Below are 21,191 nucleotides of genomic sequence, written 5' to 3'. Positions count from 1 at the left end.
GGCTACCACCTCACAACGAAGCCGGCAGTCATCCACTTGCTCGACTCGACGGAGTGAACAACAACCACGTCCCCCGTCTTCAGTTCGCCGTTCCGGGCGATCTCATCAAAGTGCAGGAGAAGCGAAGCACCACCGCAGTAGCCGGTGTTGCAGGCACGAAACTTGATCTCGTTGCGGGTGAGCCCAAAGAACTCCATGAACGGCCCGACGCCGTCCTCATACAGCTGCCGGGTTGGAATCGAGAACACGCATTGCGAGACGCTCTTGGGATCGATGCCCAACTGGGCGATCATTCGCACGACGCCCTCATGCAGTGTCCGCGCAGCATCCCGGTTAACCGCGGCAAAATCCTGATCCAGATGGTGCAGCCCCTGCTTCCACATGTGAACGATCTGCTTGTCGGGCTCCACCAGGTTGCCCACACCGCCACCGGCAGTCATGCCCGGCGATCGTTTGCCGCCCACCGACTCAACGAAAGTCCCGAGCAGCTCGTGTGGAACCGCCTTGCCGGCAGGAGCGTCCACCGCCTGCAACACCACCGCCCCGGCCCCATCGGCCAGAATATACCTCAACGCCGCCTGCTTCTTGGTCATGAACGGCTGGTTGAGGTACTCGCGGCGGAGATAGACACTGGAGAGCTGAGGGTAAACCGCCACCGCCGTCTTGTACCGCCCTACCCGAAGAGCGTCATAGGCGATCTGGATGGCTTTACCCACCCCTGAACAGTTCGAGTGAACCTCCATCTCGGCACACGTCTCAATCCCCAAACGCTCTTGCAGCAAAGCCGATGTGGGTGGCGTAGTTTCGTCATAGTTGGAACTCGCCAGAATCAGCAGATCTACATCGGTCGGCTTGATGCCCGCCGCGTCCAACGCCCGGCGGACCGCTTCCTCGCCCAGAGAGGCAACCGTGTGGGTGAGTTTCCGAGTCTTGGTGTCGATCGCGAAGTGTCTGAACTCCACCCCGCTGTTGGCCAGCATGCGCGTCCCAATCGTCTCCATGAAGGATTTGACCCGCTCGGGAGCGTCGGTCAGCGGTCCCAACACCTCGTCAAGCCGACTGTTGGGAACGGGATCGTTCGGCAGGAACGAACCGGTACCGACAATGGAAACACGCTTCAACTGGGGGTTCACAATTTCACCCTTTCATCGCACGCTGCACTCACGCTGCGGCCCTTTTCCTCAGGGCACATCCGTGTTACGCTTCGGCTTTGCCCAAAAGCGATGCAAGAGGCCAGATTGTGCCGCAAGGGTTTACGGATGTCAACTGGCCTCCGATCGCCTGCCTGGACCGCACTCCCGACCGGCCAGGACCCCTGAGCCGGAGACTCAGGAAGACGATGGGATTATACGTTGCCCCACACTGGAGTGAACTGTGTTCAAACGGTCCGTCCAACTTCTGATCATCGCGGCTTTGGGGGCCGGCGGCTGGCTGGGCTGGAAGGCCCTTAACCAGAAAGAGGAGATGGAAGTCCGCACCACCAAGGCCGCCACCGGCTCGCTCGCCCTGAGCGTCTCGGCAACCGGCAAACTCGCTCCGACAACGGAGGTACTGATCGGCTGCGAGACCTCGGGCACGGTCGAGAGCGTTCTAGTCGAACACAACGACCGGGTCAAACGTGGGCAGGAGCTGATCCGGCTCAAGCCTGAGCTCGTCCAGGCCGAGCTCAAACAAGCCGAGGCCGACGTCGCTCGTATCCAGGCCCAGCTCAAGCAGGTCCAGGTCCAGGCCAAAGAGGCGGAACGCCAGTATCAGAAAGCCAAGAGTCTGCAGGCCGGCCAAGCCGCGAGTCCGGACGAGCTCGCCATGCGAGAGGCCGCCAGGGAAGCTGCCGTCGCAGACGTCGCCGCCGCCGAGGCCAGCGTCAAAGGGGCCGGGAGCCGCGTCGATCTGGCCAAGTACCACCTTGACCGGACCGTGATCACTTCCCCCATCGACGGCGTCGTCATCGACCGCCGGGTGGACGTCGGCCAGACCGTCGCGGCGGCGTTCATGGCTCCCGAACTGATTTCCCTGGCCGAGGATCTCTCCCACATGAAGCTCCTCGCGGACGTCAGCGAATCCGACGTCGGGTACATCTGCCCCGGCCAGGCTGCCACCTTCAAGGTCAACGCCTACCGGGACCGGACCTTCACCGGCACCGTGCGGCAGATTCGCAACCAGCCCAAGACCCTGGGCAACGTGGTCACCTACACCGTCACCATCGATGTCGAAAACCGTGAGCAGCTCCTTCGCCCGGGCATGCCCGCCGATGTCACCATCGAAATCGTGCACCGCGAGAACGCCCTCAAGATCGCCAACTCGGCCTTGCGATTCCGACCCCCGCTGCCGCCAACCGAGATCCGCCACACGTTGGACGCCCTCAAATGGGCCCCCGCACCGGCGCCCACCCCGGTGATCGGAAAACACCCCGTCGAGACACGCCCCAGCGAGGTCAGCTTCACGCCACCGCCCCTCGAGCCGGTCAAGGGCACACTGTGGCAGTACGTCAGCCAGAAATGGCAGGTCGTGCCGGTCTGGACCGTCTTCACCGACAACCGCGAAACCATCATTGCCGAGAACAGCCCGGTCAAAGCCGGCGATGAGTTCGCCACCGAGGTCCGCATGCACGCGGACGGGCAGAGCGCCCTGCAACGCGCGATCATGCTCGCCCGGCCGGAGAACCGCCAGCCCTGAGGTAACCGGAAGACGCCCTCGACATGAGCAACATCGTCGAACTACGTGATGTCCACAGGGTCTACGACATGGGTGAGGTCCGTGTCCACGCCCTCCGGGGCATCAACCTCACCATCGCCACGGGAGAGGCCATCGCCATCATGGGGGCCAGCGGCTCGGGCAAAAGCACGCTCCTGAACATCCTCGGCTGCCTGGATACGCCAACCAGCGGGGTCTTCTGGCTGGATGGCGAGCGCGTCGACCAGATGAACGAGGCCCAGCTGGCCTACTGCCGGCGAACCAAGCTCGGTTTCGTGTTTCAGAACTTCAACCTCCTCCGCAGCGGCACTTCCCTGGAGAACGTCGAACTGCCCATGGTTTACATGGGCGTGCCTCGCAGGGAACGCGAGAAACGGGCCCGGGCGGCACTGGCGACCGTCGGCCTCGTGGATCGCATGGAACATATGCCCTGGCAGCTCTCCGGCGGCCAGCAGCAGCGCGTGGCCCTGGCCAGGGCACTCGCCAACCGCCCCCCTATCCTCTTGGCCGACGAGCCGACCGGAAACCTCGACTCCAAGACCAGCGAGGAAGTCCTGGAGCTCCTCGCCCGCCTGCACCGCGACGAGAAGCTCAGCCTCATCGTGGTCACCCACGATCCGGACATCGCCGCTTACCTCCACCGCATCGTGATTCTGTACGACGGCCGCGTCGTCTACGACAAGCCCGGCCCGGTGGCGGGAGGACCCCCGATTCCGCCGATCAAGAGCCTTGGGGCAACGCTCGAAGAGGAGCTTCGCTCGGAGGCGGCTCCCGCGACGGGAGGGCCGACCTGATGAACTGGGCACTCTTCATCGAGAGCTTCCACATCGCCTTCCGCGAGATGAGCCGCCACCGAACCCGCAGCTTCCTGACCATGTTCGGCGTCATCATCGGTGTCGGAGCGATCATCTCGGTCGTGTCGATCAGCCAGGGAGCCAAGAAGAAAATCCAGGGGCAGATCGCCAACCTCGGCAGCAACATGATCATCGGCGTGCCAGGCTCGACCAGTGCCAGCGGCGTCAAGGCCGGAACCGGATCGGCCGTCACCCTCACCATCGAAGACACCCAGGCCATCGAACGAGAATGCTCGGCGGTTTCGCATTGTGCCCCCGTCGCCCGCATCATCTGCCAGGCGGTCAGCGAATTGGGCAACTGGCCCGCCCCGGTCACCGGGGCCAGCTGCCGGTACACCGCCATCCGCGCCTGGAACGTCGAGAGCGGGCGCGAACTCGAGCCCAGCGACGATGACACGGCCGCCAAGGTCTGTCTCATCGGCAAGACCACCAGCGAGCAACTCTTCGGCGACATGGATCCGGTCGGCCAGCGGATCCGTCTCAAGGGCACGCTCATCGAGATCGTCGGCCTGCTCGAAACCAAGGGTCAGAATCCGCTCGGAGAGGACCAGGACGACACCGTGGTCGTCCCTCTCAATACCTTCTTTCGCCATCTGGCGGGCGGTGATCGACCCCAGGCGTTCGTCGCCTCAGCCGTCGATGAGAACCAGATCGACCTGGCCATCACCCAGATCAAGGGCCTGCTCCGCCAGCGCCACCGTCTGGGCGAAAGCGAACCGGACGACTTCATCATTAAGTCGATCGAGGAATACGCGGAAATGGCCGAGAGCACATCGAATGTCATGACCGCTCTGCTGGTAAGCATCGCGGCCATCAGCCTCCTGGTCGGCGGGATCGGCATCATGAACATCATGCTGGTCACGGTGATGGAGCGAACCCGGGAGATCGGCATCCGCATGGCCGTCGGGGCCACCCAGCGCATGATCCTCAGCCAGTTCATCATCGAGTCCGCGACGCTGGCGGGCGTCGGCGGCATCCTCGGCGTCCTCATGGGCTTCGTCGGGAGTATCGCGATTTCGCACCTCACCGGCTGGCCGGCCATCTTCTCCGTGCCGCTCATCGGCGGTCCCTTTGGCTTCGCCGTGGCGATCGGCCTGCTCTTCGGCCTGCTTCCGGCCCGGCGGGCTTCCTCCCTCAAGCCGGTCGAGTCTCTGCGGCACGACTGAACCAGCCCGGCCCGTCACCGCAACCTAAAGACCGCCCCGCACAGGGCCGATAACCTCCCTGAACGCACATGATCACCCCGCCGGCCACCATCGCAGCGACCGCTCCTCGCCCTGGACGAAACCACCTCGTCAGCGGCGTCATGCTGGCCGCTATGGCCGCCACCGTGGTCGTCTTCGTCCTCCATTCTTCCACCTTCAGAACCGCGTACTGGACGCTGGCCGGCCTCGTCCATCTCCGTCCTCGCTGGCCACTCTCCGGAGACTGGCTCACAGGCATTGATCCCGTAACCGGACCCATCGTGGCCCTCGTGGCCCTCGTCGGGCTGTGGAGCACTTGGCCGCTCAGCCGCATCTTGGAAGACCGCTGGCTCCCCGACGCGGACCGCCCGACATGCTGGGCCCTGGCCATGATCATCACCACCAGCGCGTTCCTGGTATCGGTTCAGGTTTTGGCCTTCGCCCGACTGTTCGGCTGGATTCCCGGGATGCCCATTCCCGCGATCTCCGCCATCTTCATGCTGATGCTGTGGCTCTCCGGCCGGCTCCTGGCCCGCCGCCAGCCAGCGGTCGCCTGCCCCGCGGTCTGCCGAAACCGCCGGTGGCTGCCCAGCGGCACGAGGCTGCCGCTGGCCTTCGTCCTGAGTGCTCATGGCATCTGCCTGCTCATGGCCCTCTCCGGCCCCCCCATCGGCGGCGGCGACGCCCTGCGCTACCACCTGCCACTGGTGGTCAAGTGGATGCGGGCCGATGCCCTGATCATGCAGCCGGAATTCTGGCAGTACGCCCTGCCCTCCAACGGAGAGGTGATCATCTGGTGGTTTCTTCGCGGAGGACTCGAGTCCGTGGCCGGGATTGCCCTGTTCCCCGCCGGCCTGCTCGCAGCCGCGACGACCTGGGGACTGGTGCGACATGTGCAGGGATCCCGGTTCGCCGCCGCCACCGCGGTCATCGGTGTCCTGGTGTCCGAGGTCGTCGCCGACCAGATGTGCAAGAGCTTCATCGATCTCTTCGGCACGGCGTTCCTGGCGGCGGGCATCCTCGCCCTGATGATCGGCAGCGAACCCGGTCGAATTCCCGGCCAGAAGCGTCTCCTGGCGCTTCTTGGAGGTCTCGCCCTAGGCATATCCTGCGGCTCCAAGCCGGTGTTCTGGCTCCTTGCCCTGCTGGCGACCGTCATTCTCGGCGTGCTCCGTGTGCGCCGAGCCGACGACCGACGGTGCCTGCGAACGCTGGCCCCTCTCTTCCTGGCGGGACTGGCGGCATGCTCCGCCTTCTGGTTCGTCCGCGCCTCGGTCGAGGCCGGTAATCCCCTCTATCCCCTGCGACTGAGCATCGCCGGCCATGAAGTGCTGCCCGGGGTCAGCCCCGAGAGACTGATCGACCGTCCCTCGCTTCGGGACCAGCTCACCTCGCCGCCAAACCTGGCCCGACTTCCCGGCAGGATCGGGCTCGCCATCCTCAGCGTTGACGGCTACGAGAGCGACTTCCCCCCCCTCTCGGTCGCGATCATCCTCGCCGGAATCCTCGCAGTCGGCCTGTCCAGCGCGGCCCGCCGACAGGCCCTGGCCCGCCCCAATCGGGCGGTGATCGCCGGACTTGCCCTGGCGATGCTGGTTGCATTGGTGCTGGTCCTCCAGTTTCGCACCCGCTACGGAATGATCTACCACCTGCTGGCCTTGTGCTGGGCTTCGCTGGCTATTGCCCACCTCCATCGCCGGCGACCACGCATCACCGCTGCGGTCCTCGCCGCCGCCACCGGGACAGCCTGCATCTGCACGCTGGCCGGACCACTCGACTCCCTGCTCTACCGCCTGCACACCGGCGACATGTCCCGCGCCGCCTTCTATCGTGTCCCCAGCACCATCGACACCTTACCCGCCGGATCACGCCTCGTCAGTCTGGCCACCAACGCTCGGGCCCTGAATTACCCTCTCTACGGCCGCGGATTGCGGAATGACGTCATCGACTCCCTCACGGCCGGATCCCTGTTTCCTGACCTGCGACCGTCCATCGCCGAACTCGAGCAGGCTGGTATCGAATACGTCTACCTTCGAGCCCCGTTCCCTGAAGGCTGGGACACGGCTCGCAACCTCGAGTTGATCTACGACGATGAGCTGGATCCAAGACGGCCACGCCGAACGCTGCCTTCCCGGATCTACCGCGTGCCGAAGGATACGCACGCGGCCGGCCCAGGCTAAATGACCCATAGATCAGAAATCGAGTCGAAGGGGCTCGCAGAATCGAGCGGCCACGCCGATATGCCTGCGCAGGATACCGTCGTGCTCGCTGGCCCTGAGTTCGGCGCTGCGCACCACCCGAGCGGTACACTGCACCCGACCTTCGTAAGGGAAATGACCTTCGCCCGGAGGAACGAGCAGACGCAGATCCAGCATCGTGTCGGGCGCCGGGGGGACGGTCCCGTTGGAGAGCTCTGTCTCGAAGAAGACACCCCCTGTACTGATGTTCCCGGTCACGGCCCGTAGCACGGGTTCCCGGTCATCCGTCTTGGCCCGGCACTCCACCGGCAACTTGATCACCAGCCGGCGATGCAGCCGCCGGTCGCTCTGCTGGAACTGGCTGACCACCACGCCTGCTCCCTATCCCCCCCAAGGAAACCTACATCCTACGGCACCTCGACCCACACCACGCAAGCGCCAGGCCAGCGGGCCACGACGACCAGCGGGATTCCCGGCCCAGGCTTAACCTAATGCCGGACAAAGGTTTAAAGCGACAGAGCGGCCGCGAGACGAAATACCGTCGAAAGGCCACGACGGATTCCATGTTGCCTGGCTACAACAGGCCCCTGTGACCAGACCATCCCCGCAAGTCATAACGTTAGATTATCAGGACACTTAGGAAACGGTTGTTCTGACGCAACGCCGGGAGGGATCAGACCCGCCAGCCGATATCGGCACAGATTGACTTGAGCGCATCGGCGGCGACCTTGAACAACTCGGGCCCGGTTTGCCCGGTGGAGTGCTCCGCTTTGGCCAAATGGGGCTCCAAGGCCAGGAACCCGTCGTAGCCGTCAGCGGCGGCATCTTTCAGAATCGCTGGAATACAGCCGTCCCCCTGGCCGGCCGGAACCGCCCGCTCCTCCTCGCCGTACCGAAAGTCCTTGATGTGGAAGTAGCCGACAAACGGACGCAAAGGCACCCAACAGGTGCTATAGACGTCGGGGACGTTCATGTTCACGAAGTTCGCCGGGTCGAAGGCTCCCACGAGCTTCTTGGACCGGACGGCCGCAAACAGGTACACACAGCGTTCGGGCAGCGCTCCGAACAGGTTCTTCTCGTTTTCCAGCACCAAGGTCACGTTGCGGTTGGCGACATAGTCCACCTTCTCATTGAGCCGGTCGACCACCTGGGCCCGACAGTCGGCGATGTCCTTTCCTGCCGGGGCATAGTAGCTGAAAATGCGGATATATCGGCAGCCGAACAGCTCTGCCAGATCGACCGCGTGCTTGAACTCGTCGAAATGCTGGCGGTAGTCATCGTCGAGACGAACCTTGCCGATCGGCGAGGCAATACACGAAACGCCAAAGCCTCGATCGGCAAACTGCTTCCTCAAGTCCACACACTGCGCGTCGGACAGCTTCAGGACGTTAAGGCCACAGGCGCCGCGCAACTCGATGTACCGGATGCCATTGGCACTCAGGGTATCCATCTGGAGTTGGGGATCCTGGCTCACCTCGTCGGCAAATGCGCTGAGCGTCGGCATGTTCAGTCACTCCCGCTATGAACGCCGTCGGCTCGACAGGCCGGCGGCCTGTTCTGATGGCAGCGATAATGTAGCGAGATCGAACGTGCGACGCCAGCCATGCCTTGACGAGCATCAGTCCGGGTCGACCAGCCCCAGTTCCCAGGCGAGTTCTGCGATGGGTGACAGACCGGAGGGGAAGTAGTCGGGATCGCCGGTCTCGACAACGGGGAAACGGTTTCCGACGCCGCCATCTGCGGCAAACCGGCGGTTTTCGGGGAAGGCCGGGCTTTTCACCCCCAAGGTCGCGGTCTCGATCGTTTCGAAGGACTCAGCGGTCATGATATGAATATAGACGCCGGTCGAGGCCAGCTATTGCCGTGATTCCGGCTGAAAGTGAAACCCCCGATGGGCCTTGTCCCCGGGGGTCGCGCGTCTCTGGCCCTTTGTCCCGTGCTCCGGGGCGTGGGACGATCAGAATCTGGCGTCGTCCTTGGGTTTCATCGACACGACCACGTCGATCTGCCGGCCGAGCCCGGAAAGCTCGTCCTGGAGGCGGGCCGCATCGACAAAGGGCGGGATCTCGACCTCGATCATCATGACGTAGAGCGGGGTCTCATGATGAATAACCTCCGTCTGGAGGTTGGTGATATTCACACTGCGTTCGGCCAGATGTCGACTGATGCGATGCACAATGCCCTTGCGATCGGCACCGTACACGTGGATGAGGTGCTTGGGCTGATCGGATCGGGTCTCGCTGGCCTCCTCGGGGCGAAGATCCTGGACCCTCAACCGCAGTCCCAGCTCGGTGATAACGCCCGCCAGCCGAGTCTCGAGCTGATGGCTCACCATGCCCTCGGGCATGCGAATCACCAACATGCAGGCGAACTCCGGCCCCAGGCGAGCCATCTGAGAATCTTCGATGTTGCAGTCGCTCTCGAGCAGCACGGCCGTGATGGCGGCCACGATTCCCGGACGATCACCCCCGTTGGCGGACAGCAGTGCGTAATTCGCCATGATGACTCCTCAATGGACCATCGACCATCAGTAACCTGTAGTCCGTTTTCGGCAATGTCCCGCCAGCGATTCAATGATCCTGTCATGCTGGCGGCGGGCTAGTGTAGGTGTGAAGTCACCTGAACGCAACGAGCCCGCCGATATCCGGACCTGGACTGCCGGGCCGAGGCTACAGGGTATAGGCATAGCGCTCGAGCAGATCACGGCTGCGTAACACGCCGTCGTGGTCATCTCCCGCTCCCTCGAACTCAATGCCGAACAAGCCCCGATAGCCCGCGTCCCGGAAGATGCCCATGACCCGGGCGGTGTCGAAGTCCGGATCCTCGCTCTGCGCGTTGAAGCTCAAGAACTTGGCGTGCACGTAACGAGTCCAAGGGGCGATCCTGGCCAGGGCGGTGTACGGATCGACCGTTGGGGGGAAGTTCCGGAAATCCGCGAGGGCCCCCAACGCGTCACTGGCCACGTTCCGGATGACGGCGACCAACCGGTCCGGATCGGCCGAGAGTCCCCAGTGGTTCTCCATGAGCACGGTCACACCCGCCTCGCCGGCCCATTCCGCCAGCTTGGCGAAGGACTCCGTGCAGCAGCCCACGTGGTTCGCGCCGATCTCCCCGGCGCGTGGTCCCCCGGAGTTGGCCCGGAACGCAGGGCAGTTCAGTTCGTGGCAGGCATCGAACCACTTGCGGTGACGATCCAGGGCCTGGGCTCGCTGTCGGGCGTCCAGGTCCGACAGATCCCCGTGCCCGTCCACGGCGATGGCCACGATCTTGACGCCCGCCTGGTCGGCTCGGCCTCGCAACTCTCGGATGTAGCCTCGCCGGAACGGGCCGCCGACGGTTGCATCGCGGTTGGCATACTCGAAGAATGGGCTGTTCAGTTCCACCCGGTCGATCTTGAACTCATCGCGGGCCGTTGCCGGATAGTCGAGCAGGCTTAGCGGACGCTCCTTGTTCTGGAAGCGCCGATGCAGACTCCACCCGGCCAGTGAGAGATCCATATCCATCCTCCCATGCATTTGGATCCTGCGATCATACCGGTCTCTTCGAGTTCCGCAAGGAATCCGGACCTTCGAGTCAAGCGTGAGGCCACGCGCGCAACTTGCGGCGGCGCAGCGAGGTGCAGAATTCGCCCAAAAAAAGGCTCCAATCCGTTTGGCGGAGCGCGGTTATATCTTACCGTTTGTCCGACCTTTAGACCTCGCCGAATGCAAAGGGGCACGAAGATGGCAATGACAATTGGTATGAACGCTGCGTCTTTCAAGATCCTCTCCGCGATCTCCAGAATCCAGAACGAGCAGTCGACCACTATGCAGAGGCTGGCGACCAATCACAAGATCAACAAGGGATCGGATGATCCGGCCGGCCTGATCGCGCTCAACGCATTGAACGCCGAGTTGGTCTCCATCAACACGGCCATCGAGAGCAATCAGCGTACTCAGTCCCTGCTTGACGTGGCCGACAATACCCTGACCGAGGTTGCCACCCTCACCTCCGAGATCGAGCGCATGGTCCTGGAGGCCCAGGGTTCGAGCGTCTCGATCGAGGAAAAGATGGCCTACCAGGCCCAGATTGACCAGTCGATCGCCTCGATTGACCGCCTGATCAACAAGGCCGAGTTCAACGGCCAGAAGATCTTCAACGGCGAGAACCGGATCAACGCCTACACCAACAGTTCGCCGTCGGTCAAGGACATCCGGGTTTACGCCCGCGATCCCAATCAGAGCGGCAACGTTTCGCTGTCTCTGAATGTGACCGCAGCGGCCACCTACGCTTATGCCGCGTCGGCCACTGCCGCCAGCTCCGTGACCTTGTCGGCCACGACCGTGCTGCAGATTACCGGCAAGCTCGGCACCGCGACGATCACGCTGTCGGCCGGTCTCACCAGTGCCCAGCAGCGTGCGGCGATCAATGCCCAGAAGGAAGTGACCGGGGTAAGCGCCATCGTCGGCACGACAGCCAGCAAGAGGCTGATTTTCATGTCCACGACCAAGGGTTCCGACGCCTTCGTGGCGGTGTCCAAGATCAACGGTGCCGTCAAGCTGGACGGCACGAATACGATCAAGACCTCGGGCAGAGATGCCCAGGTTCTGGTCAACGGCGAGAAGGCCAATGCCCAGGGCACGAAGGTCTTCGTGAACAGCAACGGCATCAGCCTGAGCTTCAACCTGGCCGTCGACACGGCAGGAACCAGTCGAACCATCACTGTGGCCGGTGGTGGTGCCACCTTCCAGCTGGGAACGGACAGCACCACGCGAGCCACGATCGGTATGGGCTACCTGAACACGCAGGAACTCGGCCAGTACGATCTGGCGACCAACGGCGGCTACCTGAGTACGTTGAAGAGCGGCGGGGCGAACTCGCTCACCGCCAGCAACTCCGAGGCGGTGCAGATTGCCCGAGCGGCCAGTCTGCAGGTCTCTGACATGCAGGCGCGCATCGGGAGTTTCAACAAGTACCAGGTTGGCTCGACGATCAATGCCCTGACTGCCGCCCAGGAGGGCATGACCGAGGCCGTCAACCAGATTGACAGTGTGGACTATGCAGCCGAGACGGCCAACCTCGAGCGGCAGACTGCTCTGCTGAACGCGGCCATCGCGATGCTGAGCACGGCCAACTCCCAGCAGACCTACGCTCTGGCTCTGCTGCAGTAAGCTCTCACCGGCAAGGCGGGCGTTGGCCTGCCCGTCTTGCCGATTCCATGCGGGCGCCGGAGGTTTTCCGGAGGGACCGACAGGGGGGACACGACCGCCCCGACGCGAGATCGGGGCAAGGGGGACACGCAGGGGGAAGTAAGCAACCAGGGGTGCTTTTCGGAGGGGTCTATAGGGGTACGCGGGCCGGACGACTGTTGGGGGAGTCCGGCCCGGTCCTTTTTTACGGTTGCATCCGGCGTTTGCCATTCTACACTATCACCCCATGCTGACCTACGTGCGACTGCTTCGACCTGCGGACTGGGTGAAGAACGTCTTCGTGTTTGCCGCCCTGGTTTTCGGCAACCAGATGGGCGACAGCCGTCAGGTGGCTCTGTCGCTGGCCGCGTTTGTCGCCTTCTGCCTAGCGGCCTCGGCCGGGTACATCCTCAACGACATCCTTGACCGCGAGCGTGACGCCCACCATCCGACCAAGAAGAACCGTCCGATTGCCAGCGGTGCGGTCAAGCTTCCCACGGCCGGGGTGACGATTGTCGTCCTGCTGGCCGCCGCGGCGGTGATCAGCGCGTTTCTTCCACCGCAGTTCAGATGGGTTCTGGGCGGCTACCTGGCCCTGACCATGTCGTACTCCCTGGTGCTGAAGCACCGCATGCTGCTCGACGTTCTGGTTATTGCCGTTCTTTTCGTGCTGCGAGCGCTTGCCGGGGCCTGTGCCATTGATGTACCGGTGTCCTTCTGGCTACTGGTTTGCACGTTCATGCTCTGCCTGTTTCTGGGCTTTGGAAAGCGCCGTTGCGAGATTGCCATGATCGGCGACAGTGATGACCTCATCGGCCATCGGCCCCTCCTGGTCCGCTACACACCCGATCTGCTGAACAACCTGCTGAGCACATCCGGCGGCATCGCCATCGTCACCTTCCTGCTTTACATCAAGGATCACACTCCGCCGCTCTCCACGTTCGACACTCGCAAGGAGTATCTGGGATTCACCCTTCCGCTGGTCATCTACGGCATTTTCCGATACGCCATGCTCATCGAATTGGGCAAGGTGACCGGGCCCACCGAGCTGTTCATCCGGGACAAGGCCTTCCTGGCCACGGTGATTCTGTGGGGCCTGGCCACGGCCGCCGTTCTCTACGGCGATTTTGGCGTGTTCTGATATTGCCCGTCGTTGTTCCCGTCTTTACAATGGCGGTCATCGATTCTTGGATGATGGAACTGTCAGGGAGTCCAGACGCATGCCTGCTGACGAAATCGAGTTTGAGTGTGAAGAGCTGATGGACAAGGCGGTCAACTTCCTGCGCCAGGAGTTGCGGACCATTCGCACCGGGCGTGCCTCTCCCGGTCTGGTGGAGCACCTCAAGGTTCCGGTCGAATCGTACGGCTCGACGATGGATCTGCGTGAGCTGGCGAGCATCTCCGTTCCCGAGGGCAACCTGCTGCTGATCAAGCCCTATGACCCGAGCGTCCTCAAGGACATCGAGCGGGCGATTCAGGCATCCGAGCTGGGCATCACGCCGATGAGTGACGGCAAGGTCATCCGGCTGCCTGTTCCGCCCCTGTCGGGCGAACGGCGGCAGAAGCTCCTCGCCCAGGTGCGTAAGCTGGGTGAGAACCAGAAGGTTGCGATCCGCAACACGCGTCGAGACGCCAATCGCCAGATAGACACCGAGGAGAAGGCCAAGACCATGTCTGAGGACGATGCCGAGAAGACCAAGGAGAGCATCCAGACGCTGACGACCAAATACGAAGGGCAGATTGACAGCCTGGTTACAGCCAAGGCCAAGGAAATCGAGGAGGTCTGACTTGTGCGGGGGGCCAGGGTGTTGCCTCAGGCGCTGGAAGCGTGTTTCTGCGTGCACGTTTGCGCGTGGGGGTATGTTATCTGGTTCGTCGGGGCCGGAAGGGCCGGGCGAGTTTTTCGGCCCGCCGGTTGCGGCTCCCCTGAGGGTCCGGTATACTGGTATGGGACGACTTGGTGAAGTCGGCGCGGGACGTCGAAACGTGGTCCTTGATGGCCGGTTGGCTTCGGGCCGTCCGGTCGTAAGGAGGGCGAAGTTTTCCCCACCGCGACGGCAACAATGCAGGTGTTTGGTCCGGGAGCAGGGCTTGACTGTCATGTCCTGATTCTGAACCGGCACTATATGGCCATTCGCGTCACGAGCGCGAAGCGGGCATTTTCTCTCCTCTATCGCCACCTGGCCGAGGTGGTGCACGTCGAGGACGGGCGTTATCTCTCCTACGATTTCGAGAGTTGGTGCGAGTTGTCCGAGCTGAAGGAGCGGTTCGAGCCGCACCAGTACGACTGGGTGCGGACGGTCCGGTTCAGTCTGGCGGTGCCCCGGATCATCCGGCTGACGTTGTACGACCGGTTGCCGGCCAAGGATGTCAAGCTGAACCGCCGGAACATCTTTGCCCGGGACGGCAATCGCTGCCAGTACTGCGGCCGCAAGTTCCCCACCAGCGAGCTGAGTCTGGACCACGTTGTGCCCCGAAGTCAGAACGGCCGGGCGACGTGGGACAATCTGGTCTGCTGCTGCCTGCAGTGCAACGTCAAGAAAGGCGGCCGGACGCCGGTTCAGGCGGGCATGACGCTGATTGTCCTGCCGGCCAAGCCTCGCCGGTCGCCGGCTCTGACCGTGCAACTCTCGAGTCATCGTTACCGGTCCTGGAAGCAGTTCCTTGACCACGCCTACTGGCATGTAGAACTGAAGTAAGAGGAGCGGTGGCCGGCTTTTGGCACTTCGTTCTCCGCTCCCGGGTTCGATGAGGTCGGCCCCGGCCTTTGGTCTTTGCGCCATTGATGGAAGACTGCCTGACTGGATATGGGTCTGTCATCCGCGATAATCCCGGGCATGAGTGTTGTCTCGATCATCGGATGCGAGAGTTACGGCGTCTTGGCGGTCGAGGAGGCGGTTCGGCGGTCGGTGGAGTACCTTGGCGGCATGTCGCGGTTTGTGCAGCCGGGCATGCGTGTTCTGCTGAAGCCCAACCTTTTGGCTGCTCGGGCCCCAACTGAAGCGACGACGACTCATCCGGCCGTCGTGGCGGCGGTTGCCCGGCTGGTCCAGGAAGCGGGCGGCGTTGTCAGCGTGGCCGACAGTCCGGGCGGGCCGTTTGTCGCCACCCTGCTCAAAAGTGTGTATTCCGCGACGGGCATGGAGCAGGTAGCCCGTGACACCGGCCTGACTCTCAACCATGATTTCACGGACACGGAGGTGTCCAGTCCTTCGGGCAAGCTGCTGAAGCGGGTGCATCTGATCACCGCCGTTGCCCAGGCCGATCTGGTGATCAACCTGCCGAAGCTGAAGACGCACGGGCAGATGGTGTACACCGGAGCGGTGAAGAACCTTTTTGGCGCGATCGCGGGTACGGACAAGATCGAGTACCACATGCGGATGGCGGACTACGGCACGTTCGCGGACGCGCTGATTGACATCTACCTGGCCGCCCGACCGAAGCTGACGCTGATGGACGCCGTGATTGGGATGGAGGGTGCGGGTCCGTCGGCCGGCGATCCGCGGCATCTCGGTCTGATCCTGGCGAGTGAGGACGCCTTTGCCCTGGACTATGTTGCTCTGAGCCTGGTGGGTGCCGACCCGATGCAGGTCCCGGTGATGAAGGCTGCAGCGGAGCGAGGTCTTTGTCCGACGGGCCTGGCCGAGGTCACGCTTCGCGGTTGTTGTGTTGATGACGCCCGGGTCGAGCGGTTTGACATGCCGGCGATGGGCGAGATGCTTGCGGTGTCCTGGTCGCAGAGTGCACTTCTCGGGCGGCTGTCGCAGTGGATCAAGGCTCGCCCGGTCTTTCACCGCGCCGCGTGCACCGGTTGCGCCTTGTGTGCGAGGCATTGTCCAGCGAAGGTCATCACGATGGATACCGGCAAGCCCACTGCCGATCTTAAGGGCTGCATTCGCTGCTTCTGTTGCCAGGAACTCTGCCCGTCCAAGGCGATCACGATCCGGAGACTGAGTCCTCCTCTTGCGGCCGTCCTTCGAATCGTCTTCTTCGGTTTGTCGATGATCTCGTCCAAGCTGGGTGGTTGGGGGAAGAGGCTGCCAAGGAGCTGAGCGGGTGGTTCGGGGGTCAGGTTCGGGTGTCCCGGCAGGCGGGGCCGGACCCGGGCGAGGGCCCTGTTCGTGGCCGGTGCAGGGGTGAGCTTTTCCGATCGCGGGTCTACCTGCCCCTGTCGTTGCCGGGATACGAAACGAAGCCAGCTTCAAGGGTGGAATCCGCCTTTCCGACCGCGCCAGGGGGTATGCAGTGCCGTTCACCGGCGACATGGAGCGCCAAACGAAGCCAACGCCGTTACCCAGATTCACAAGCACTGCCGGTCTTGAGGGCGATTGAGCCTGAGGGTGAGTGGGTGGTTGATCGGCAGCGAGGCTGCGCCGGGCTCCGTGGCAAGAACACTGCGCGTGTCCCGGAAGGAGGCGGGGCAGCGGCGGTTCGCACGCAGCGAGAGGGGGCAAGAACCGCCGGAGGGGCCTGGCGGCGGCCGGTGAATAGCGGATGGCGGCGGGCCTGGATCTCGTGAGCGGGTATCGATTGCCGCCTCGTGGCGGACCAGGAGGAGTATCCGGTGCCGATCTACCTGGTCATGGGCTTCAGGGTCAGCGGATCGCGGAGCGGCAGGTCCTTGAGCGAGCCGGGGGAGAGCGACTGGAGGGTGACCGGATGGTCGGGGTGTCCCTTGAGTATCTCCTCCCTTGGGCCGACAACGAGGATGACCACCTTTTCGGGTGTGAGGTACTGACCGGCCACGCGTTGGATGTCGGTCTTGGTCAGGGCGTCGATTTTTGCGCGGTAGTTCTTCCAGTAATCGGGATCGGAGGCGTAGCGTCCGGTGAACTCGTCGTTGGCGAAGGTGGCGGCGATCTGATCGGCGGTGACGAAGTTGTTCGGGAAGACGTCGATGAAGGATCGCTTGGAAGTATGCAACTCCTGATCGCTGACCGGTTCGGCGGCGATGCGTTTCATTTCGGTCAGGACGATGGAGGTAGCGAAGGCGACGGTCCGGGCCTTGGTCTGGAATCCGGCGGCGAAGAAGAGCGGGTAGTGTACTCCTGCCGGGAAGTGCGAGCCCGCGGAGTAGGCCAGTCCCTCATCGGATCGAACTCGCTTCATGATCCGCGAGGTGAATCCTCCGCCGCCGAGGATGTCGTTCATCACGGTCACGGCGTAGTAGTCGGGGTTATCGCGCCGGATGCCGGGCAGGAGGACGCCGACGCGGCCCTGGTTGACCTCGGGTTTGTTGACCAGGTAGACACCTGGGGCAGCGAAGGTCGCGTCGGTAGGACAGGGTGGTGCGGTTTTGCCGGTGATGGGCCAGTCACTGAGGAAGGTGTCGAGTTTCCTGATCATCTCGGCGCGGTCGAAGTCGCCGCTGACCGCGAGGACCATGTTGGCGGGGTGGAAGAACTGACGATGGAATGCTACGAGGTCGTCGCGGGTCACGGACTGGAGGGAGGCTGCGGTGGCGTGGCGGTTGGTGAAGAACGACTCGCCGAATGCCAGGAAGCCGCGTTCGCGTTGCTCGATACCGGCCGAGGCGTCGTTGCGTTCGCGCATGGCTTGCAGTTCCTGCTGTTTGAGGAGGTTGAGCCGGTCCTCCTGGAATCGCGGGGTAGTGAGGATTTGTCGGAGGATGGCCAGGCCCTGGTCGAAGTCTTTGGTGAGGATATTCAGGCGGGCGGACATTTCGGTATGGGATGCGTGCACGCCGAGTTCGGCGGCCAGGAACTCGAGGCGTTCCTCGAGTTGTTCGGCGGTTTGGGATTGGGTACCGCCCTGGGTGAGCAGATCGGCGAGGAGGGAGTTCAGGGGCTCTTTGCCGGCGGGGACGGCGTAGGCTGGAGCGCGGACGAGCACCTGCACGGTGATCAGGGGGCGTGAGCGGTCGGGTACCAGGTAGGCGACCGGTCCTGCGGCGAGTGGCACGCGGTAGTCGGCGGGAGTCGGCGGATGATAGACCAGCGGCGGATAGGTGAGCTTCTCCGGGCGGTTGGGGATGGTTATCCTGGTCACGGCGGTGCTGCATCCCACGGCCATCAGGGTAAGGCCGCTGGCCAGCAAGTGTGCATTGCGGTGTGGCTGGATCATGGTTCATACCTCACGGGAAGAGCCTTTTAACTCCTTTTACTGTTCGGTGGGGCTTGGCGGGACTGCGGGCGGCTTGCGGGTGAGCAAGGCCACGGCCCGGTTCTCGGGGGTGAAGTACCGGTTGACCACGCGTCGGACGTCGGCCGCGGTGACCGCCTGGAGTTTAGGGCCGGCCTCGTTGATCTCGCGCCAGTTACCCTGTCCGTCGTAGTGGATGAGCTGCATGAAGATGGCGTAGTTATTGGCGAGCTTGCGGTACTCGCGTGCGGCGAACTGGTTTTTGACCTTCTGGAGTTCTTCGGCGGGCACGTCGTCGCGGGCGAGGCGATCGAGTACGGTGTAGACGGCCTGCTCGCATTTTGCCGGTGTGTGCGGCTCGCGGGCTTCAGCGCTGATGGCGAAGCTGCCGGCCCACTTGCGGCAGTCATCGGCGGCGGAGACGGAGGTGGCGATTTGGTCCTTGAGTACCAGGGCCTTGTGCAGGCGGCCGGTTCGTCCTTCGAGCAAGCCGCAGAGCACGGCCAGGGGGTAGGCGTCGCGGTGAGCGGAGGCGACGGTTTGCCAGGCGATCCAGACTTGGGGGTTGGCGTCGACCTGGGCGTTCATTCTTCGCTCGATTGGGTGGCGGGGATCCGCGGTGATCACTTCTGGCGGGTCGATGCTACCGCGGGAGATCCGGCCGAAGTAGCGCTCGGCCAGGGGGATGACGGCGTCGGGCTTGAGATCGCCGACGAGGACGAGGGTGATGTTCTGTGGGGCGTAGTAGATGGCGAAGAACTCGTCCGCCTGGGCCTTGGTGATGGCGGGCAGATCCGACGGCCAGCCCACGACGGGCCAGGCGTATGGATGGCCGCCCCAAGCCAGGGCCTCGAACGCCTCGCCGGCCTTGCCGAGGGGGGTGGAGTCGACGCCGAGGCGGCGTTCTTCCTGGACCACATCGCGTTCGGAGTAGAACTCGCGGAAGACGTGGTTGAGCAGGCGGTCGGACTCCATCCACATCCAGAGTTCGAGTTTATTGGCCGGGACGGTGACGAAGTAGGCCGTCTGATCGTTGGATGTGAAGGCGTTGAGGTGGCTGCCGCCGGCCGCGGTGTATACCAGATCGAACTCGTCCTTGACCATGTTAGCGCGCTGCTGGGTGATGAGCTCATCGAACTGTTTCTTCAGTTCGCGCCAACGGGGCGTGGCGTTTTCCGGTTTGAGCATGTCGTCGATGTGGCCACGGCGGAGGGCGGCCCGCATTCTGGCCTCTTCCTCGCGCATCTGGTCGCGAAGCACCTCCTGGCTGGCGATGATCTCCTGGTCCTTGGCATTGTCCTTGGTTCCGATCGTGGTGCTGCCCTTGAACATCATGTGCTCGAACAAGTGGGCAATACCGGTGATTCCCGGTCGCTCATTCGAGCTGCCGACGTGGGCGACCCACCCGCCGGCGATGGTGGGCTCGGTATGCCGTTCGACCATGAGCACGCGCATACCGTTGGAGAGGGACTTTTCGACCGCGGGCACTTCCTGAGCCTGGGATGGACAACTGAAAGCGAGGACCAGAACCAGGCCGCTGACGGTACGCTTCATGGTAAGGTGATTGCTGCACATGGTTGCTAGGAGTAACTCTCTGAACCGGGACTGTCAACCCTGATAGGGTCCGGGACAACATCGGGAAGTGAGTGTGGAGCGAGGAGTGGTGGGAGCGGCGGGGCCTCGAGCCGCGGTTCATGACGGGGCGTGGAGGCTGGTGGTGGGTTCTATCCCGGTGCCGGACGGAGGCCGATTATTCCCACCGCGAAGGGTGCAGCGGGCGGAGGCGGCTGCTTCCCCAGTTCGGTCTGCGCGTGTACAGTAGCTGCCGTCTCTTGCTTCTCCATGGTACATCAAGGAAAGGGGTTACAGATGCATCGGATCACATTTTGGCTCGTGGGTGGGATTGGCATGACGACGTGGCTGCTGCCGGCGGCAGTTCCGGTCTCTGCCGCCCCGCCGGATCTGGCCATCATCCGCACCGATGTGCAGACCGGCTTTGCCAACGGCGGCTGGAACCTGGACCGCTACAGTGACCTGCCCAGGCTGGACGCCAACAAGAGCATGCCTCTGGCCGACCTGAAGGGGCCGGGCGTCATCCGCCACATTCACATCACCCGCCATCAACCCAAGGATCTTGCCGCCCGGGGCGTGGTGCTCGAGGTCTGGTTTGACGACGCCAAGGAGCCGGCGGTCCAGTGCCCGCTGGCCGACTTCTTCGGCGACGGGTGCAACGGGAGCGGCCGCGATTTCTCATGTCTGTTCATCGAGTGCGCCCCGTGGAGCTACAACTGTTACTTCCAGATGCCATTCAAGTCCCGTGCCCGCGTATTTCTCCGCAACGACACGGACAAGCACCTGTCCAGCTACAGTTATCTCGAGTGGGAGAGTCTGCCGGAATGGGATGACCGGCTCGGCTATTTTCACGCGACCTACAGCCGGAGGTGTTTCCAGATGACGACAACCGCCGACCCGGTGTTCTTCGAGACCGAGGGTTCGGGGCACATCATTGGCCGCCAGTTCAGCGTAGTGACGGACGAACCGGTTTTCCAGCGTTTTTCGGCGGTTATGGAGGCCAACAATGAGGTGGACATTGACGGCCAGCCGCGTCGGGTGGACTATCTGGGCAGCGAAGACTCGTTCACCTTCAGTTGGGGCTTTCAGCAGCCGTTCACCGGTTTGCGGGCAGGCATGACGCTGGTCAAAGGCGATCTGCCCTGCATGCTTTCGATTTACCGGTTTCACGATCATCAGCCGATCCGTTTCAACAAGTCGATCCGCTGGCACTTGAACTGGAGCCAGGAGAAGCAGATGTTTGGCAACAAGAAGTTCGGCCCGAAGTGGGAAGAAGCCATCGCGAAGGGTGGCGGCTGGGTCGATTACGCCGTGGTCTACTACTGGTATCAGAACTCGCCCGGCGGCTACAAGCACCAGCCCTTGCCGGCGGTGGCCGAGCGAGCCAAGCTCATCACCAAGCCCGACCGCGCGGGGACG

General features: G+C 63.2%; 18 protein-coding genes. 10 read left to right on the top strand and 8 right to left on the bottom strand.

All coding sequences use genetic code 11. The features are described from left to right. Positions 1-2: 2 nt before the first annotated feature. Positions 3-1,133 (bottom strand): 3-oxoacyl-ACP synthase III family protein, encoded by a 1,131-nt coding sequence (locus KA354_12920; protein ID MBP7935541.1) that lies wholly within the window; start codon positions 1,131-1,133, stop codon positions 3-5. 241 nt (positions 1,134-1,374) lie between these two features. On the opposite strand from KA354_12920, the gene KA354_12915 reads away from it, so the two are divergent. The 4 genes from KA354_12915 to KA354_12900 all read left to right on the top strand — a co-directional run bounded on the left by KA354_12915 (position 1,375) and on the right by KA354_12900 (position 6,912). Next, on the top strand, positions 1,375-2,676 hold the full coding sequence (locus KA354_12915) for an efflux RND transporter periplasmic adaptor subunit (protein ID MBP7935540.1): 1,302 nt from the start codon (positions 1,375-1,377) through the stop codon (positions 2,674-2,676). Between the two features lie 23 nt (positions 2,677-2,699). Continuing rightward, a complete protein-coding gene (locus tag KA354_12910) occupies positions 2,700-3,488 on the top strand; it encodes an ABC transporter ATP-binding protein (protein ID MBP7935539.1) in 789 nt (262 codons plus the stop codon). Beyond that, positions 3,488-4,714: an ABC transporter permease gene (locus tag KA354_12905; protein MBP7935538.1), complete on the top strand. Its 1,227-nt coding sequence runs from the start codon at positions 3,488-3,490 to the stop codon at positions 4,712-4,714. Before KA354_12910 ends, KA354_12905 begins: the two co-directional genes overlap by 1 nt. Positions 4,715-4,782: 68 nt before the next feature. Next, positions 4,783-6,912 carry a hypothetical protein gene (locus tag KA354_12900; GenBank protein MBP7935537.1) on the top strand — a complete coding sequence of 710 codons (2,130 nt, stop codon included), beginning with the start codon at positions 4,783-4,785 and terminating at the stop codon, positions 6,910-6,912. A gap of 12 nt (positions 6,913-6,924) precedes the next feature. Here the strand turns inward: KA354_12900 and KA354_12895 are convergent, their stop codons facing one another. From KA354_12895 to KA354_12875, 5 genes are all read right to left on the bottom strand, one after another. After that, positions 6,925-7,302, bottom strand: a complete 378-nt coding sequence (locus KA354_12895) for a PilZ domain-containing protein (protein MBP7935536.1) — start codon at positions 7,300-7,302, stop codon at positions 6,925-6,927. Between the two features lie 301 nt (positions 7,303-7,603). Then, positions 7,604-8,434, bottom strand: coding sequence for a sugar phosphate isomerase/epimerase (locus tag KA354_12890; GenBank protein ID MBP7935535.1), 831 nt, complete (start codon positions 8,432-8,434; stop codon positions 7,604-7,606). Between the two features lie 114 nt (positions 8,435-8,548). Further along, complete coding sequence (locus tag KA354_12885; protein MBP7935534.1) at positions 8,549-8,755, bottom strand: hypothetical protein; 207 nt, start codon at positions 8,753-8,755, stop codon at positions 8,549-8,551. Positions 8,756-8,887: 132 nt separating this feature from the next. Next, positions 8,888-9,430 carry a hypothetical protein gene (locus KA354_12880; protein ID MBP7935533.1) on the bottom strand — a complete coding sequence of 181 codons (543 nt, stop codon included), beginning with the start codon at positions 9,428-9,430 and terminating at the stop codon, positions 8,888-8,890. A 169-nt stretch (positions 9,431-9,599) separates the two neighbouring features. Further along, positions 9,600-10,427 (bottom strand): sugar phosphate isomerase/epimerase, encoded by an 828-nt coding sequence (locus tag KA354_12875; protein ID MBP7935532.1) that lies wholly within the window; start codon positions 10,425-10,427, stop codon positions 9,600-9,602. 225 nt (positions 10,428-10,652) lie between these two features. On the opposite strand from KA354_12875, the gene KA354_12870 reads away from it, so the two are divergent. From KA354_12870 to KA354_12850, 5 genes are all read left to right on the top strand, one after another. Next, complete coding sequence (locus tag KA354_12870) at positions 10,653-12,080, top strand: hypothetical protein (GenBank protein ID MBP7935531.1); 1,428 nt, start codon at positions 10,653-10,655, stop codon at positions 12,078-12,080. A gap of 265 nt (positions 12,081-12,345) precedes the next feature. Further along, positions 12,346-13,239, top strand: a complete 894-nt coding sequence (locus KA354_12865) for a decaprenyl-phosphate phosphoribosyltransferase (GenBank protein ID MBP7935530.1) — start codon at positions 12,346-12,348, stop codon at positions 13,237-13,239. A 79-nt stretch (positions 13,240-13,318) separates the two neighbouring features. Next, positions 13,319-13,885 carry a ribosome recycling factor gene (gene frr / locus KA354_12860; GenBank protein MBP7935529.1) on the top strand — a complete coding sequence of 189 codons (567 nt, stop codon included), beginning with the start codon at positions 13,319-13,321 and terminating at the stop codon, positions 13,883-13,885. Between the two features lie 276 nt (positions 13,886-14,161). Further along, on the top strand, positions 14,162-14,797 hold the full coding sequence (locus tag KA354_12855) for an HNH endonuclease (GenBank protein ID MBP7935528.1): 636 nt from the start codon (positions 14,162-14,164) through the stop codon (positions 14,795-14,797). A 138-nt stretch (positions 14,798-14,935) separates the two neighbouring features. After that, positions 14,936-16,150 carry a DUF362 domain-containing protein gene (locus KA354_12850; protein ID MBP7935527.1) on the top strand — a complete coding sequence of 405 codons (1,215 nt, stop codon included), beginning with the start codon at positions 14,936-14,938 and terminating at the stop codon, positions 16,148-16,150. Between the two features lie 520 nt (positions 16,151-16,670). Here KA354_12850 and KA354_12845 read toward each other — a convergent pair. Both KA354_12845 and KA354_12840 read right to left on the bottom strand, forming a co-directional pair. Then, complete coding sequence (locus KA354_12845; GenBank protein MBP7935526.1) at positions 16,671-18,182, bottom strand: insulinase family protein; 1,512 nt, start codon at positions 18,180-18,182, stop codon at positions 16,671-16,673. Positions 18,183-18,218: 36 nt separating this feature from the next. Continuing rightward, entirely contained in the window at positions 18,219-19,754 is a 1,536-nt protein-coding gene (locus KA354_12840; protein ID MBP7935525.1) for an insulinase family protein, read from the bottom strand. Between the two features lie 354 nt (positions 19,755-20,108). Between KA354_12840 and KA354_12835 the strand changes: the two genes are divergently transcribed. After that, on the top strand, positions 20,109-21,191 hold a 1,083-nt coding region (locus KA354_12835), incomplete at its 3' end, for a DUF2961 domain-containing protein (GenBank protein ID MBP7935524.1).

It is taken from the genome of Phycisphaerae bacterium (genome assembly GCA_018003015.1).
Lineage (GTDB): Bacteria > Planctomycetota > Phycisphaerae > UBA1845 > PWPN01 > JAGNEZ01.
This window is presented reverse-complemented; position numbering and strand designations above follow the sequence as displayed.

Bases quoted from the DNA above. Each gene is read 5' to 3' on its own strand.
- KA354_12870 (MBP7935531.1), top strand. From the start codon at position 10,653: ATGGCAATGACAATTGGTATGAACGCTGCGTCTTTCAAGATCCTCTCC.
- frr (MBP7935529.1), top strand. From the start codon at position 13,319: ATGCCTGCTGACGAAATCGAGTTTGAGTGTGAAGAGCTGATGGACAAG.
- KA354_12900 (MBP7935537.1), top strand. From the start codon at position 4,783: ATGATCACCCCGCCGGCCACCATCGCAGCGACCGCTCCTCGCCCTGGA.
- KA354_12840 (MBP7935525.1), bottom strand. From the start codon at position 19,754: ATGAAGCGTACCGTCAGCGGCCTGGTTCTGGTCCTCGCTTTCAGTTGT.
- KA354_12875 (MBP7935532.1), bottom strand. From the start codon at position 10,427: ATGGATCTCTCACTGGCCGGGTGGAGTCTGCATCGGCGCTTCCAGAAC.
- KA354_12855 (MBP7935528.1), top strand. From the start codon at position 14,162: ATGCAGGTGTTTGGTCCGGGAGCAGGGCTTGACTGTCATGTCCTGATT.
- KA354_12865 (MBP7935530.1), top strand. From the start codon at position 12,346: ATGCTGACCTACGTGCGACTGCTTCGACCTGCGGACTGGGTGAAGAAC.
- KA354_12880 (MBP7935533.1), bottom strand. From the start codon at position 9,430: ATGGCGAATTACGCACTGCTGTCCGCCAACGGGGGTGATCGTCCGGGA.
- KA354_12910 (MBP7935539.1), top strand. From the start codon at position 2,700: ATGAGCAACATCGTCGAACTACGTGATGTCCACAGGGTCTACGACATG.
- KA354_12845 (MBP7935526.1), bottom strand. From the start codon at position 18,182: ATGATCCAGCCACACCGCAATGCACACTTGCTGGCCAGCGGCCTTACC.
- KA354_12885 (MBP7935534.1), bottom strand. From the start codon at position 8,755: ATGACCGCTGAGTCCTTCGAAACGATCGAGACCGCGACCTTGGGGGTG.
- KA354_12890 (MBP7935535.1), bottom strand. From the start codon at position 8,434: ATGCCGACGCTCAGCGCATTTGCCGACGAGGTGAGCCAGGATCCCCAA.
- KA354_12850 (MBP7935527.1), top strand. From the start codon at position 14,936: ATGAGTGTTGTCTCGATCATCGGATGCGAGAGTTACGGCGTCTTGGCG.
- KA354_12905 (MBP7935538.1), top strand. From the start codon at position 3,488: ATGAACTGGGCACTCTTCATCGAGAGCTTCCACATCGCCTTCCGCGAG.